Source organism: Corallococcus exercitus, from assembly GCF_042231735.1.
In the GTDB taxonomy this organism is placed as follows: domain Bacteria; phylum Myxococcota; class Myxococcia; order Myxococcales; family Myxococcaceae; genus Corallococcus; species Corallococcus exercitus_B.
This window is the reverse complement of the sequence record NZ_CP102577.1, coordinates 7850359-7863413: the sequence shown is the minus strand read 5'-3', so window position 1 is coordinate 7863413 and position 13055 is coordinate 7850359. Positions and strand designations below refer to the sequence as shown.

At 70.9% G+C, this 13055-nt stretch carries 11 protein-coding genes; 10 read left to right on the top strand and 1 reads right to left on the bottom strand.

Annotation, left to right across the window (positions count from 1 at the left end; translation table 11 throughout):
• Positions 1-236: 236 nt before the first annotated feature.
• From NR792_RS31685 to NR792_RS31675, 3 genes are all read left to right on the top strand, one after another.
• A complete protein-coding gene (locus NR792_RS31685) occupies positions 237-1523 on the top strand; it encodes a hypothetical protein (RefSeq protein WP_375756446.1) in 1287 nt (428 codons plus the stop codon).
• A 219-nt stretch (positions 1524-1742) separates the two neighbouring features.
• Complete coding sequence (locus NR792_RS31680; protein ID WP_375756445.1) at positions 1743-3974, top strand: hypothetical protein; 2232 nt, start codon at positions 1743-1745, stop codon at positions 3972-3974.
• Positions 3975-4134: 160 nt separating this feature from the next.
• Positions 4135-5280, top strand: coding sequence for a bestrophin family protein (locus tag NR792_RS31675; protein WP_375756444.1), 1146 nt, complete (start codon positions 4135-4137; stop codon positions 5278-5280).
• Between the two features lie 3 nt (positions 5281-5283).
• Here NR792_RS31675 and NR792_RS31670 read toward each other — a convergent pair whose 3' ends face one another.
• Positions 5284-6072 (bottom strand): 2-keto-4-pentenoate hydratase, encoded by a 789-nt coding sequence (locus tag NR792_RS31670; RefSeq protein ID WP_375756443.1) that lies wholly within the window; start codon positions 6070-6072, stop codon positions 5284-5286.
• 186 nt (positions 6073-6258) lie between these two features.
• On the opposite strand from NR792_RS31670, the gene NR792_RS31665 reads away from it, so the two are divergent.
• From NR792_RS31665 to NR792_RS31635, 7 genes are read left to right on the top strand one after another with little or no spacing between them, the layout of a single operon-like run.
• The gene (locus NR792_RS31665; protein ID WP_375756442.1) at positions 6259-7701 is read left to right on the top strand and encodes an aldehyde dehydrogenase; all 1443 of its coding nucleotides are present in this window, start codon (positions 6259-6261) and stop codon (positions 7699-7701) included.
• A 17-nt stretch (positions 7702-7718) separates the two neighbouring features.
• Positions 7719-8147 carry a RidA family protein gene (locus tag NR792_RS31660; protein ID WP_014393721.1) on the top strand — a complete coding sequence of 143 codons (429 nt, stop codon included), beginning with the start codon at positions 7719-7721 and terminating at the stop codon, positions 8145-8147.
• A 1-nt stretch (position 8148) separates the two neighbouring features.
• Entirely contained in the window at positions 8149-8673 is a 525-nt protein-coding gene (gene nbaC / locus NR792_RS31655) for a 3-hydroxyanthranilate 3,4-dioxygenase (RefSeq protein ID WP_375756441.1), read from the top strand.
• The gene (locus tag NR792_RS31650; RefSeq protein WP_375756440.1) at positions 8670-9686 is read left to right on the top strand and encodes an amidohydrolase family protein; all 1017 of its coding nucleotides are present in this window, start codon (positions 8670-8672) and stop codon (positions 9684-9686) included. Before nbaC ends, NR792_RS31650 begins: the two co-directional genes overlap by 4 nt.
• Positions 9683-10960, top strand: a complete 1278-nt coding sequence (gene kynU / locus NR792_RS31645) for a kynureninase (protein ID WP_375756439.1) — start codon at positions 9683-9685, stop codon at positions 10958-10960. The genes NR792_RS31650 and kynU overlap by 4 nt, the downstream gene beginning before the upstream one ends.
• On the top strand, positions 10947-12338 hold the full coding sequence (locus NR792_RS31640; RefSeq protein ID WP_375756438.1) for an FAD-dependent oxidoreductase: 1392 nt from the start codon (positions 10947-10949) through the stop codon (positions 12336-12338). Before kynU ends, NR792_RS31640 begins: the two co-directional genes overlap by 14 nt.
• Positions 12328-13053, top strand: a complete 726-nt coding sequence (locus tag NR792_RS31635) for an SDR family oxidoreductase (protein WP_375756437.1) — start codon at positions 12328-12330, stop codon at positions 13051-13053. The genes NR792_RS31640 and NR792_RS31635 overlap by 11 nt, the downstream gene beginning before the upstream one ends.
• The last annotated feature ends 2 nt before the right edge of the window (positions 13054-13055 follow it).

The window sequence follows — 13055 nt, the reverse complement described above, 5'->3', positions numbered from 1 at the left end:
TTCCGCGAGTCCCGCGCCGTCCGTGTGTCGCGCGGTGACGCGCAGGTCACGTCCGCCCACCGGGTCGTCTTCTGCTGCGTGCCCTCCGGGGTGCTTGCCTGGTAGCGGACCTGACAGGCCCGATGACCGAGGCGGGGACCTCCTGCCCGCCAGACAACGGCTCCGCTTCGGGGGAGGCTGTGGGGTCCCGGTGTTTCGTGCGACATTCCGGGTCCCCCTCCTGGAGTCCCTTCCTGATGGCCCTGAAGCGCCCCCTCCCCGCCCTCATGGGAGGCGTGTCCCTGTCCGCCCTCGTGAGCCTTGGGGCGCTGGCGTACCAGCACCTGCGCACCGACGCGCTGGAGGAACGGCTCCTGCGCGAGGTGAACACGTTGACGCACGCGGAACACCCGCGTCCGGTCCACGTCACCCCCGCGCGGCCCGGCACCTTCGGGGAGGCCGTGGAGGCGCTGCGGCCCGCGCTCATCCAGCGGGCCCGCGAGACCCCGGCCCCCAGCGCGGCGGAGGCCGCGACCCGCGAGGCCGTGACGGAGGGACGCGCTCCGGTGACGGACCTCCCCGCCGCCAGCCGTGAAGCCCTGGAGCAGGGCCGTCCGCTGATGCGACAGGTGCTCGCCGCCACCCACGCGGAGTCTGGTGGCCTCCCGGAGGACCTGCGCCCGCTGTCCGGGCCGGAGGCCTCACGGCGGGACGTGCTGCTCCAGTCCCTGCGCCACGTGGTGGAGGAAGCGGCGCTGGAGACGCGGCTGCTCGTCTCGCGGGGTGAAGCGGACGCAGCGGTGGACACGTGCGTGGACACGCTCGCGCTCAGCCGGGAGCTGGCCCTGGGGGGTGGGCTCCTGGGACAGCGCCTGTCCGCGACCGGCTACTCCCGCGCGTGGCGGGCCTGCGCGGACGCGCTCGACGCGGCCTCTCTCGCCCGCAAGCGCCAGGCCATCTCGCAGCTGACCCGGCTGCAGGAGGGCTTCCCGCCGGTGTCCCTGACGCTGCACGAGGAGGCCGTCGCCGCGCAGCTCCACGCCTTCCGCGACCTGCTCTCCGACGAAGCCCGCGCCGGGCTCCCGCCCTCGTGGTCCGACGCGCCCGCGCTGCCCGGGGCCCTGTCGCGCCAGCTCCAGTGGCGCCAGTGGGTGGAGGACGCGGACCGGCTGCTCGCCGTGGCGGATCAACCGGCCGAGGACCGCCGCCGCTCGCTGGCGGCGCTGGAGGCCCGCAAGGGCGGGGAGTATTTCCGCCAGGCGGAGGCCCCGGGGGTGCGCCTGTCGCCCGAGGACATGGAGGCCCTGGACCTGCGCGCGCTGCGCTCCGAGGCGCTCATCGCCCTGGCGGAGGTCGACGTGGCCCGCGCGGAGAAGGGCCAGTGGCCGCGCGTGCTCCCCACCCGGACGACGTCGCTGGTGCTCAAGCCCGTGGACGAGAACCAGGTCCACATCCGCTCGTGCGTGCAGGGCCTGATGCCCGACCCCCTGGTCGTGAAGGCGGACGGTCCGCCCGCGCTCCGGCAGGTCCTCGACGTGCCCTGACCCGGTGCCGCGGGAGCCGGGCCCGTCAGCGGAGAGGAGCCCGACGCGGTTGTCCAAACCTGTCCAACTGTCGGACAGGTTTCCGCGGTGCGCCGCCGGCACGGCGGGCGTAGGCGCCTCCCTGGTGGGTCGCGCGTGCCCGCTTCACGTCCAGCCTCCCACGTCGGACCGGCGATGTAGGATGCAGCCTTTCCGTGGACGTCGTGGGAGGGAGCCGTCATGTCGTGGAAGCTGGCGCTGCTGGACGAAGTGTCGAAGGTGCTGCCGGATGCGCCCCTCAAGGGTTCGGACATCCGCGTGGAATTGCCGACCGCCAGCTACGCGCTGCCCGCGGGAGAGAAGCTGGGCCCCCTGACGTTCGCGTTCGACGTGTCCGCGCGAGGCTTCGTGGAGGGCTATGACGCCCCGGCGGACGTGGACGCGGCGGGCGTGGTGGGCGAGTCCCCCGGCGACGCGGCGACGCAGCTGGCCCCGGCGCTCGTCTACGGCGGTGACCAGGCGTGGCTCAAGTACGGGGTGGAGGCGCGCGTGAAGGCGGAGGTCGGCTTCCCGCTGCCCTACGTGGCGCTCGCGGCCAACGGCGACGTGCGCGTGCTGATGGCGGACTACCACCGGCACCCCCAGGACATGAAGGCGCGCGACGCGCTGAAGCAGGACGCGCCCAACCTGCGGCTGCCCCTGCTCACGTCGTCGCTGGACAAGCTGGACGTGGGGGACGCCTTCGCCTTCCAGGCGCGCGGCGAGCTGTCCGTCACCGCGACGCTGGACTGGACGGACGTCTACACCTCCAACCTCCAGGCGCTGACGAAGCTGCTGTCCGCCAGCACCCTGCTCGCCTTCGAGGCCAAGGCGGGCGCCACCGTGTCCGCCAGGGTGAAGGTGGTGGACGACTACGCCGTCGTCTTCTCCCGCCCCGCCCCAGGCCAGGTGCGCGTGCAGGTGAAGAAGGCGGTGGCGCGCGAGGCCGGCGTGACGGCCAGCCTCCACGTGGAGGCGAGCCTCACCGACCCGGCCGCCGTCGCCACCCAGGTGGAGCACGTCCTCGAAGGGCTCCTGTCGGTGCCGCTGTCCCAGTTCGAGTCCCTGATGACGAAGCTGGAGGCGCACACCCTGTCGGAGAACGAGGCGAAGGTGCTGCGCCTCATCCTCGACCGGCTGGGCTTCGGGGAGCTGGAGGCCAACACCACGGCGCTGCGCACGCAGTGGGAGAAGCTCCGCACGGACCTGCGCACGCGCATCCAGACCCTGGCCGAGTCCAAGTTCGAGCTGGGCTTCCGCTACGAATACCTGCGCCTGCGCGAGCAGACCACGCTGCTGTCCACCGTGTGCACCGACGCCCAGGCCCGCGCCCTGCACCCGCTGCTGGTGTCGGGGCGGATGGACGGCGCGATGCAGCGCATGCAGGCCGAGGGCATGGTGCTGGAGCAGTGCCTGCTCAAGGAGGTCAACAAGGAGTCGAAGGCCTGGGGCTTCTCCCTGAAGCTGGGCAAGTGGGCGCTGGGCGGCAACGACACGCGCGAGCTCACCCAGGTGGTGCAGCGCAACAGCCTGGAGAAGGAGGCGCCCCAGCGCATCTCGTTCCTGGGGGTGCGCAGCTACAGCGGCACGCTGCTCACGCCGTACATGCGCTGGACGGCGGACTTCAAGGCGGACATGGCGGAGTTCCGCAAGTCGCCCACCGTGGCGGACTTCGACCTGGGCCTGTACCTGCTCCTGGCCCGTGACGCGCGCAAGCTGTCCGGCGACGAGCTGCGCCAGGCCGTGGACGAGGCCATCATCTGGGGCGCGCTGGACGACGCGGAGGAGGAGGAGGTCCTCAAGCGCATCCGCGACGCGTCCGGCGGCAAGGAGGTGGAGACGCGCGTGGAGCTGAAGCTGGACAACCGGACGCTGCGCGACGTCATCGCTCGCGCGGCGGACCCGGACGCCCACTCCGCCTTCGCCCGCGCGCTGGCCCGGGCCCTGCCCTGGTACGGCGTGCCGTGCCGCGACCGTCCCGCCGTGCGCGAGTCCGTCTACGCCCCCCTGTGGAAGGCGTACCTGGAGCAGAACTGGTCCGCCGCCGACGCCGCCCGGACGGCCGCCGCGAACCTGAAGAACAACCCGCTCGTCGGGCACTTCGCGTACACCGAAGGGCAGCTGGGCAACGGCATGCTGACGTTCGCGGAGGTCATCCAGAAGAACCCCGGCACCGTGTCCAAGTGGCGCGACCTGCGCGCGGGGCTCCTGGACCTGCGCAACAGCGAGCAGCGCTCGGCCACCGTCTTCAAGGACGCGTTCAAGGCGCTGTCCCAGTCGTGGGCGCAGTCCTTCCACCTGAAGGCCACGGGCGCGTTCTTCCTGGAGCTGGCGGCGCGCGGCGGCAACGGCCTGGCCACCGTGGAGCGCACCTTCACCGTGACGGTGCCGGGGACGGGCGCGAGCATCGTCTTCTCCAAGTCGCGGGCCTGAAGGCGGCGCTTCCGTCCGGTTCCGCACGCTCACCCGGCGTGCGGACCGGGCTTCCGGACGGACGGCGGACGAAGGTAACGCGCTGCATTGCCCCGACGCGGGGGCATCACTACATCCGGCTCCTCACGCAGCACGCGCGACGCGAAAGAGGCCCCGGGAGATGATCGTCGGTCGGATGCTGTCCTGGCGGATCATCATCCGCTACACGGGGCGCCCCGTCGTCGTCCACATCGCCATCGCGCTGGCCATCGCCCTGGGCTACGAGGTGATGGACGCGAAGTGGCTGTCGGTGCCCGCGCTGCCGGTGACCCTGCTGGCCGCGGCGCTGGGCGTGCTGCTCGGCTTCCGCAACAACTCCGCCTACGAGCGCTGGTGGGAGGCGCGCACCATCTGGGGCGGGCTGGTGAACGCGTCACGGACGCTCGCCCGGCAGGTGCTCACCTTCCTGCCCGCGCCCCGGGCGCAGCGCAGCGACGGCACGCCGGAGACGCCCACCGCCGCGTCCCGCCTGGTCCAGATGGCCGTGCAGCCGGAGGGGCCCGCGCTGGCGCCGGCCTGGTCCAAGGTGGGGGACGGCGCGGTGCGGGACCAGTTCGGCCACGCGCGCGACCTGCGCGGCCCGGGTGCACCGCCCGCGCATCTGGCCACGTTCATCCATCCGGCCATGGAGTCTCCCCGAGGCATCACCGGCATGTTCGGGGGCATCACCGAGGACGCGCGCGAGCTGGTCTACGCGCAGGTGGGCTTCGTGAACGCGCTCCGGTGCCACCTGCGGCGGCAGGACCCCTTCCCGGAAATCACGCCGTTCTTCCGGCCGTCCGTGCTGGAGGCCCTGCGCGACGAGCAGAACGTGCCCGCCGCCATCCTCCTGTGGATGGGCGTGCGCATGCGCCGCGTCTACAGCGACATCGACCATCCGGAGAAGGTCTACATGCGCGTGTCGATGGACGAGACGCTCACCGAGCTGACGAACTACCTGGGCGCGTGCGAGCGCATCAAGAACACGCCCCTGCCCCGCCAGTACGACATCCTTCCGCACGCCATGGTGCGCGCCTACCTCGCCATGCTGCCCCTGGGCGTCGTCGCGGACCTGGGCGTGCTCACGCCGCTGGTCACCGCCATCATCGCGTTCCTCTTCATCGCCCTGGACGCGGTGGGCCGCGACGTGGAGAACCCCTTCGAGGACGCCGTCAGCGACACGCCCATGACGGCGCTGTGCCGCACCATTGAAATCAACCTGCGGCAGATGCTGGGCGAATCCGAGCTGCCTCCGCCCGTCCAGCCGAAGGACGGCCTGCTGTACTGAGGACTACTCCGCGGCCGTGACCTCCACGGTGCCCAGGCCGTCCACGGTGAGCCGCACGTGGTCGCCGGGCTTCATCAGGTACGCGGCGGTGGCCGCGCCCGACAGCACCAGGCTCCCCGCGGGCAGCACCTGGCCGCGCTCCGCGAGCAGCGCGCACAGCTGGATGAGGGACACCACCGGGTCGCCGGAGATGGCGTCCGAGCGCGCCTCCCCCTCCACCTTGCCGTTCACCTCCATGCGCATCTGGAGCTTCGTGAGGTCCAGCTCGCGCGGGGCGCGCTCCAGCGTGCCCGGCACGAACAGCGACGACGACGCGTTGTCCGCCACCACGTCCGGCAGGCTGAAGTACTTGAAGCCCACGAAGCGCGAGTCCAGCACCTCCATCGCCGCGAAGACGGCCTCGCACGCGTCCAGCACCTCGTCGCGCGTCACGGTGCCCTTCAGCTCCTTCGACGTGCGGAAGGCGATCTCCGGCTCGATGCGCGGGTGGATGCCCGCGCCCACGCGCACCACGCCGCCCGGCTGCACGCGCATCCGGTCCGTGAGCACGCCGAAGATGGGCGAGCCCAGGTTCATCTGCTGGCGCTTCGCCTCCGACGTGAAGCCCATCTTCAGGCCCACCACCCGCTCGCCCTGGGCCTCGCGCAGCCGGATGCCCTCCGCCTGCACCGCGTAGCCGTCCGGCACGGTCAGCTGCGGGTGCGCGTGCGTCAGGGGCGGCACCTCGCGCCGCTCGCGCCGCGCCGCGTCCAGGATTCCAGCCAGGGCCGCTACGTCCACTGTCGAGGTCATGCGCGAATCTTTTCCATGCCCGGCCCGCAATTCCACCAAGGATTCACCGCTGGAGCGGGTCCCGGAGACGCCGGGCGCCGGACGGCCGCGCAAGCGAGCGCCATCCGACGCCCACCGTTCGGAATCCTGGAGGCGGCGGACGGCCGCGACATACATTGCCGCGTCTCCCCTCAGGAGGGCGCTGCCTTGGAGAAGGTCCTCAACTACATCGGTGGCGAATTGGTGCCTGCGGCGGGCGGGCAGTGGCTGGACAAGCCGGAGCCCGCGACGGGCCAGCTCTACGCGCACGTGCCGGACTCGCGCGAGGAGGACGTCCAGTCCGCCGTGGAGGCCGCGGGCCGGGCCTTCCCCGCGTGGGCCGCCCTGCCGGCCATGGAGCGCTCGCGGTTCCTGCGCCGCATCGCGGGCCTCATCCACGAGCGCCTGGACGCCTTCGCGCGGGCGGAGTCCATCGACACGGGCAAGCCGCTGGCGGTGGCCCGCACGGTGGACATCCCGCGCAGCGTGCTCAACTTCGAGTTCTTCGCGGACGCGGCGACGCAGTTCTCCAGCGAAGCGCACCCCATGGACGGCGTGGCGCTCAACTACACGCTGCGCTCGCCGCTGGGCGTGGTGGGCTGCATCTCGCCGTGGAACCTGCCGCTGTACCTGCTCACGTGGAAGATTGCCCCCGCGCTGGCGGCCGGTAACTGCGTGGTGGCCAAGCCGTCAGAGGTGACGCCGATGACGGCCTACCTCCTGTCGCAGGTGTGCCGCGACGCGGGCCTGCCGCCGGGCGTGCTCAACCTGGTGCACGGCCTGGGGCCGCACGTCGGTGGGCCGCTCACGCGCCACCCGGACGTGAGCGCCATCTCCTTCACCGGCAGCACGCGCACGGGCGCGGAGATTGCCCGCGTGGCCGCGCCCGCGTTCAAGAAGCTGTCGCTGGAGATGGGCGGCAAGAACCCCAACGTCATCTTCGCGGACTGCGACTTCGACGAGGCGCTGGCCACCACGCTGCGCTCGTCCTTCGCCAACCAGGGGCAGATCTGCCTGTGCGGCCCGCGCATCTTCGTGCAGCGCTCGCTGTATCCGCGCTTCAAGGAGGCGCTGGTCGCGCGCACGAAGGCCCTCAAGGTGGGGGACCCGCTGGTGGAGGGCACGGACCAGGGCGCCCTCGTGTCGCGCGAGCACTTCGAGAAGGTGATGGGCTACATCGCGCTCGCGAAGCAGGAGGGCGGCAACCTCCTCACCGGCGGCCAGCGCGCGAGCGTGCCCGGCCGCTGCGCCAACGGCTGGTTCATCGAGCCCACGCTGGTGGAGGGCCTGCCGCCCACGTGCCGCACGAACCAGGAGGAGATCTTCGGCCCGGTGGCCACGCTGATGCCCTTCGACAACGAAGAGGAGGTGCTGTCGTGGGCCAACTCCACGCGCTACGGGCTGGCGGGCAGCGTGTGGACGAAGGACCTGACGCGCGCGCACCGGTTCGCGGCCCGGCTGCACAGCGGCATCGTCTGGGTGAACACCTGGATGCTGCGCGACCTGCGCACGCCGTTTGGCGGGGTGAAGGAGTCCGGCGTGGGCCGCGAGGGCGGCTGGGACGCGCTGCGCTTCTTCACCGAGCCCAAGAACGTCTGCATCAAGCTTTGAGCTTTGGAGAGCCACACGTGAGCGCTGGCGAGCGGATCGATTCGAAGAAGGCCCCGGAGCCGGTGGGGCTCTACCCCCACGCGCGCCGGGTGGGAAACCTCCTGTTCCTCTCCGGCGTGGGCCCGCGCGAGCGCGGCAGCAAGGCCATCCCGGGCGTGGAGCTGGACGCGGCGGGCAACATCGTCTCCTACGACATCGAGACGCAGTGCCACTCCGTGTTCCGCAACGTGCGCTACATCCTGGAGGACGCGGGCTCGTCGTGGGAGCGGCTGGTGGACGTGACGGTGTACCTCACGGACATGAAGCGGGACTTCCCCACGTACAACCGGCTGTGGGCGGAGTACTTCAAGGACAACCCGCCGTGCCGCACCACGCTGGAAATCAACGCGCTGCCCACGCCCATCGCCATTGAACTGAAGTGCATCGCCACCATTGGAGACGAGTGACATGGGCCGACTGACCCCCATCAACTTCAAGAAGTGGATCGACGAGCACCGCTCCCTGCTCAAGCCGCCCGTGGGCAACCAGCAGGTGTGGGCGGACCGGGACTTCATGGTCACGGTGGTGGGCGGGCCCAACTCGCGCACGGACTTCCACGTCAACGAGGGCGAGGAGTTCTTCTACCAGCTGGAGGGCGACATCACCCTGCGCGTCATCGACGAGGGGCAGGTGCAGGACGTCCCCATCCGCGAGGGCGAAATCTTCCTGCTGCCACCCAAGGTGCCGCACTCGCCGCAGCGGCCCGCGGGCACCATCGGCCTGGTGCTGGAGCGCCGCCGCCAGCCCCAGGAGCTGGACTCCTTCCTGTGGCTGTGCCCGAAGTGCGGCGAGAAGCTCTATGAAGAATCACTGCACGTCACCAACCTGGTGACGCAGCTGCCGCCCGTGTTCGAGCACTTCTACGGCAACGCCGACAACTGCACGTGCAAGAAGTGCGGCACGAAGGTGACACGGGGTGGTGCGCCCCAGTGAAGGTCGACATCCACACGCACCTCCTCCCCCCGGAGTTTCCCCGCTTCGCCGAGCGCTTCGGCTACGGCGGCTTCATCACGCTGGACCACCACGCGCCCTGCCGCGCGCGGATGATGCGGGACGACGGGAAGTTCTTCCGCGAGATTGAAAGCAACTGCTGGGACCCGAAGCAGCGCGTGACGGAGTGCGACGCGCACGGCGTCCAGGTGCAGGTGCTGTCCACGGTGCCGGTGCTGTTCAGCTATTGGGCAAAACCGCAGGACGGCCTGGAGGTGGCGCGCTTCCTCAACGACCACCTGGCCGGCGCGGTGGCGACGGCGCCCAAGCGCTTCGTGGGCCTGGGCACGGTGCCGCTCCAATCCACCGACCTCGCGGTCAAGGAATTGGAGCGCTGCGTGCGCACGCTCGGGTTCGCGGGCGTGCAGATTGGCAGCCACGTCAACGACCTGAACCTCTCCGACCCCGCCCTCTTCCCCTTCTTCCAGGCGGCGAGCGACCTGGGCGCCGCCGTCTTCGTGCACCCGTGGGACATGATGGGTGAGGCGAAGATGACGAAGTACTGGCTGCCGTGGCTGGTGGGGATGCCGGCGGAGGTGTCGCTGGCCATCTGCTCGCTCATCTTCGGCGGGGTGATGGAGCGGCTGCCCAAGCTGCGGCTCGCCTTCGCTCATGGCGGCGGCGCGTTCCCCGGCACGCTGGGCCGCATCCAGCACGGCTTCGAGGTGCGCCCGGACCTGGTGGCGGTGGACAACAAGGTCGCGCCGCGCGACTACCTGGGACGGTTCTGGGTGGACTCGCTGGTGCACGACGCGGAGACGCTGCGCGCCATCGTGAAGCTGTTCGGCGCGGACAAGGTCGCGCTGGGCAGTGACTACCCCTTCCCGCTGGGCGAGGAGCGGCCCGGCACGCTCATCGAGTCGCTGACGGACCTGGCGCCTTCCGTGCGCGAGCGGCTGCTCTATCGCAACGCCCTGGAGTGGCTGGGGCGCTCGCACGAGGACTTCGCACCATGACGGCCCCTGTCTACGAGAACACCGACGCGTTCGCCTACGGCCTGGATGCGAAGGATCCGCTGCGCCCCCTGCGCGACGAGTTCCTCTTCCCCCCGGCCGCCTCCGGCGCGCCCACCATCTACCTGGCGGGCAATTCGCTGGGGCTGCAGCCGCGCAAGGCGCGCAAGTACGTGCAGATGGAGATGGAGGACTGGGAGCGGCTGGGCGTGGAGGGCCACGTGCACGGCCGCCACCCGTGGCTGCCCTACCACGAGCTGCTCACCGAGCAGGTGGCGCGCGTGGTGGGCGCGCAGCCCGTGGAAGTCGTGGTGATGAACACCCTGTCGGTGAACCTGCACCTGATGATGGTGTCGTTCTACCGGCCCACGCGCGAGCGCTTCAAAATCCTCATTGAAGGCGGCGCCTTCCCGTCGGACCAGTACGCGGTGGCGTCGCAGGCGCGCTTCCACGGCTACGACCCGAAGGAGGCCATCGTCCGGCTCACGCCCCGCGAGGGCGAGGACACGCTGCGCCCCGAGGACATCCTCGAAGCCATCGAGCGGCACGGGAAGGAGATCGCGCTCGTCATGCTGGGCAGCGTGAACTACCTCACCGGGCAGGCGTTCGACCTGCGGGAGATCACGCGCGTGGCGCACGCGCAGGGCTGCAAGGTGGGCTTCGACCTGGCGCACGGGGCGGGCAACCTGAAGCTGTCGCTGCACGACGACGGGCCGGACTTCGCGGTGTGGTGTTCGTACAAGTACCTCAACGGCGGACCGGGCAGCCTGGGCGGCGTGTTCGTGCACGAGCGGCACGCGCACTCCCCGGAGCTTCCGCGCTTCGAGGGCTGGTGGGGGCACAACAAGGCCACGCGCTTCGAGATGGGCCCGACCTTCGACCCACTGCCGGGCGCGGAGGGGTGGCAGCTGTCCAACCCACCCATCTTCCAGCTGGCGGCGCTGCGCTCGTCGCTGGAGCTGTTCGACAAGGCGACCATGGCGGCCCTGCGCGCCAAGAGCGACCAGCTGACGGGCTACCTGGAGTTCCTCCTGGACCGGCTGCCCGCGGGGTACGTCACCATCACCACGCCGCGCGACCTGAAGCAGCGCGGGGCGCAGCTGTCCCTGCGCTTCAAGGGCGAGCCGAAGCGCCTGCTGCACCGGCTGGCCTCGGCGGGCATCATCTGCGACTTCCGCGAGCCGGACATCATCCGCGCCGCGCCCGCGCCCCTCTACAACACGTACCTGGACGTCTTCCGCTTCGTGAAGGCGCTGGAAGCCCATGCCCTCGAATGAGTCGAAGCTGACGGTGGTGGGAGCGGGCCTCGTGGGCTCGCTCCTGGCGCTGTACCTGGCCCGCCGGGGCCACACGGTGGAGGTGCTGGAGCGCCGGGCGGACATGCGCCGCGAGACGCTGGACGCGGGGCGCTCCATCAACCTGGCCATCTCCACGCGCGGCCTGCACGCCCTGCGACAGGTGGGCCTGGAGGAGGAGGCGCTGAAGCACGCCATCCCCATGCGCGGGCGGGTCATCCACCCGGTGAAGGGCGAGCTGGCCTTCCAGCCGTATGGCAAGGACGACTCGCAGCACATCAACTCCCTGTCGCGCGGCTGGCTGAACAAGTTCCTGATGACGCAGGCGGAGGCCACGGGACGCGTGTCCATCCGCTTCCGCCAGCGCGTGACGCAGGCGGACCCGGCGGCGGGGGCGCTCACGGTGCTGGACGAGGCCACGGGCGCGACGCGCGAGGTGCGCGACGCGGTGGTGTTCGGCACGGACGGCTCGGGTTCGGCGGTGCGGCAGGCGCTGCAAGCGCAGGCGGGCTCCCAGTCGGACTCGGAGACGCTGGGGCATGGCTACAAGGAGCTGACGATTCCTCCGGGCGAGGGCGGGCGCTTCCAGATGGAGAAGCACGCGCTGCACATCTGGCCGCGCGGCACGTACATGCTCATCGCGCTGCCGAATGAAGACGGCAGCTTCACCTGCACGCTGTTCCTGCCGTGGGAGGGGCCGGTGAGCTTCGCGTCGCTCCAGACGCCCGCCGCGCTGGAGGCGTTCTTCCAGGAGCAGTTCCCGGACGCGAAGGCGCTGATTCCCGGGCTGGTGGAGGAGTTCTTCTCCCGGCCCACCGGGCACATGGTGACGGTGAAGTGCGCGCCGTGGCACGCGGGGGGACGCACGCTGCTGCTCGGCGACGCGGCGCACGCCATCGTGCCGTTCTACGGGCAGGGCATGAACTGCGGCTTCGAGGACTGCGTGGCGCTGGACGCGCTGCTGGAGAAGCAGCCGGACTTCGGCCAGGCGTTCCGCGAGTTCGAGCGGCTGCGCAAGACGAACGCGGACGCCATCGCGGACATGGCGGTGGAGAACTTCATCGAGATGCGCGACAGCACGGCGGATCCGCGCTTCCTGTTGGAGAAGGGCGTGGAGAAGGTGCTGCTCAACGCCTTCCCGGGCGAGTTCGTCAGCCGCTACACGCTGGTGAGCTTCAGCCGCGTGCCCTACCGGCTGGCGTACGGCGTGGGCGCCATCGCGGGCGGAATCGTGTCCGAGCTGGCGAAGGACCTGAAGCGGCCGGAGGACGTGGACCTGGACCGGGCGGCGAAGCTCATTCGCGGCCGGCTGACCCCTTTCATGGAGGAGCACGCGGATGGATTTCGGCTTGAAGGGTAGGCGGGCGCTGGTGACGGGCGCGTCGTCGGGGCTGGGGCGCGCCATCGCGGACACGCTGGTGAAGGAGCGCGCGACGGTGGCGGTGTCCTCGCGAGGCGGGGAGAAGCTCCAGAAGGCGGCGAAGGAGCTGGGCGCGGCGCTCGCCGTGCCGTGTGATTTGACGCAGCCGGGAGCCGCGCGCGGGCTGGTGCGCGAGGTGACGCAGAAGCTGGGCGGCCTGGACGTGCTGGTGGTGAACGCGGGAGGCCCGCCGTCCGGAGGCTTCGAGGCCATCACGGTGGAGCAATGGCAGACAGGGTTCCAGAGCCTGTGGCTGGCCACGGTGGATGCGATTCAGGAAGCGCTGCCGGGCATGAAGGCGCAGGGCTGGGGCCGCATCGTGCTGGTGACGTCCACGGCGGCGCGCGAGGCGATGAACAACCTCACGGTGTCCAACGGCCTGCGCGCGGGGTTGCTGGGGCTGGTGAAGAGCCTGAGCAATGAAGTGGCGCCCTACGGCATCACGGTGAACGCGGCGCTGCCGGGCTACCACGCGACGGACCGGATGAAGGACCTGGGCCTGTCCGACGAGAAGGTCGCGCCGAACATCCCCGCGAGGCGGCTGGGGAGGCCGGAGGAGTTCGCGGCGCTGGTGACGTTCCTGGCGTCGGAGCCGGCCGCGTACATCAGCGGCCAGTCCATCGCCTGTGACGGCGGAGCGCTGAAGGGGTTCTGAAG

Coding starts and splice junctions, on each gene's coding strand:
- NR792_RS31680 (WP_375756445.1), top strand. CDS start 1,743: ATGTCGTGGAAGCTGGCGCTGCTGGACGAAGTGTCGAAGGTGCTGCCG.
- kynU (WP_375756439.1), top strand. CDS start 9,683: ATGACGGCCCCTGTCTACGAGAACACCGACGCGTTCGCCTACGGCCTG.
- NR792_RS31685 (WP_375756446.1), top strand. CDS start 237: ATGGCCCTGAAGCGCCCCCTCCCCGCCCTCATGGGAGGCGTGTCCCTG.
- NR792_RS31640 (WP_375756438.1), top strand. CDS start 10,947: ATGCCCTCGAATGAGTCGAAGCTGACGGTGGTGGGAGCGGGCCTCGTG.
- nbaC (WP_375756441.1), top strand. CDS start 8,149: ATGGGCCGACTGACCCCCATCAACTTCAAGAAGTGGATCGACGAGCAC.
- NR792_RS31670 (WP_375756443.1), bottom strand. CDS start 6,072: ATGACCTCGACAGTGGACGTAGCGGCCCTGGCTGGAATCCTGGACGCG.
- NR792_RS31675 (WP_375756444.1), top strand. CDS start 4,135: ATGATCGTCGGTCGGATGCTGTCCTGGCGGATCATCATCCGCTACACG.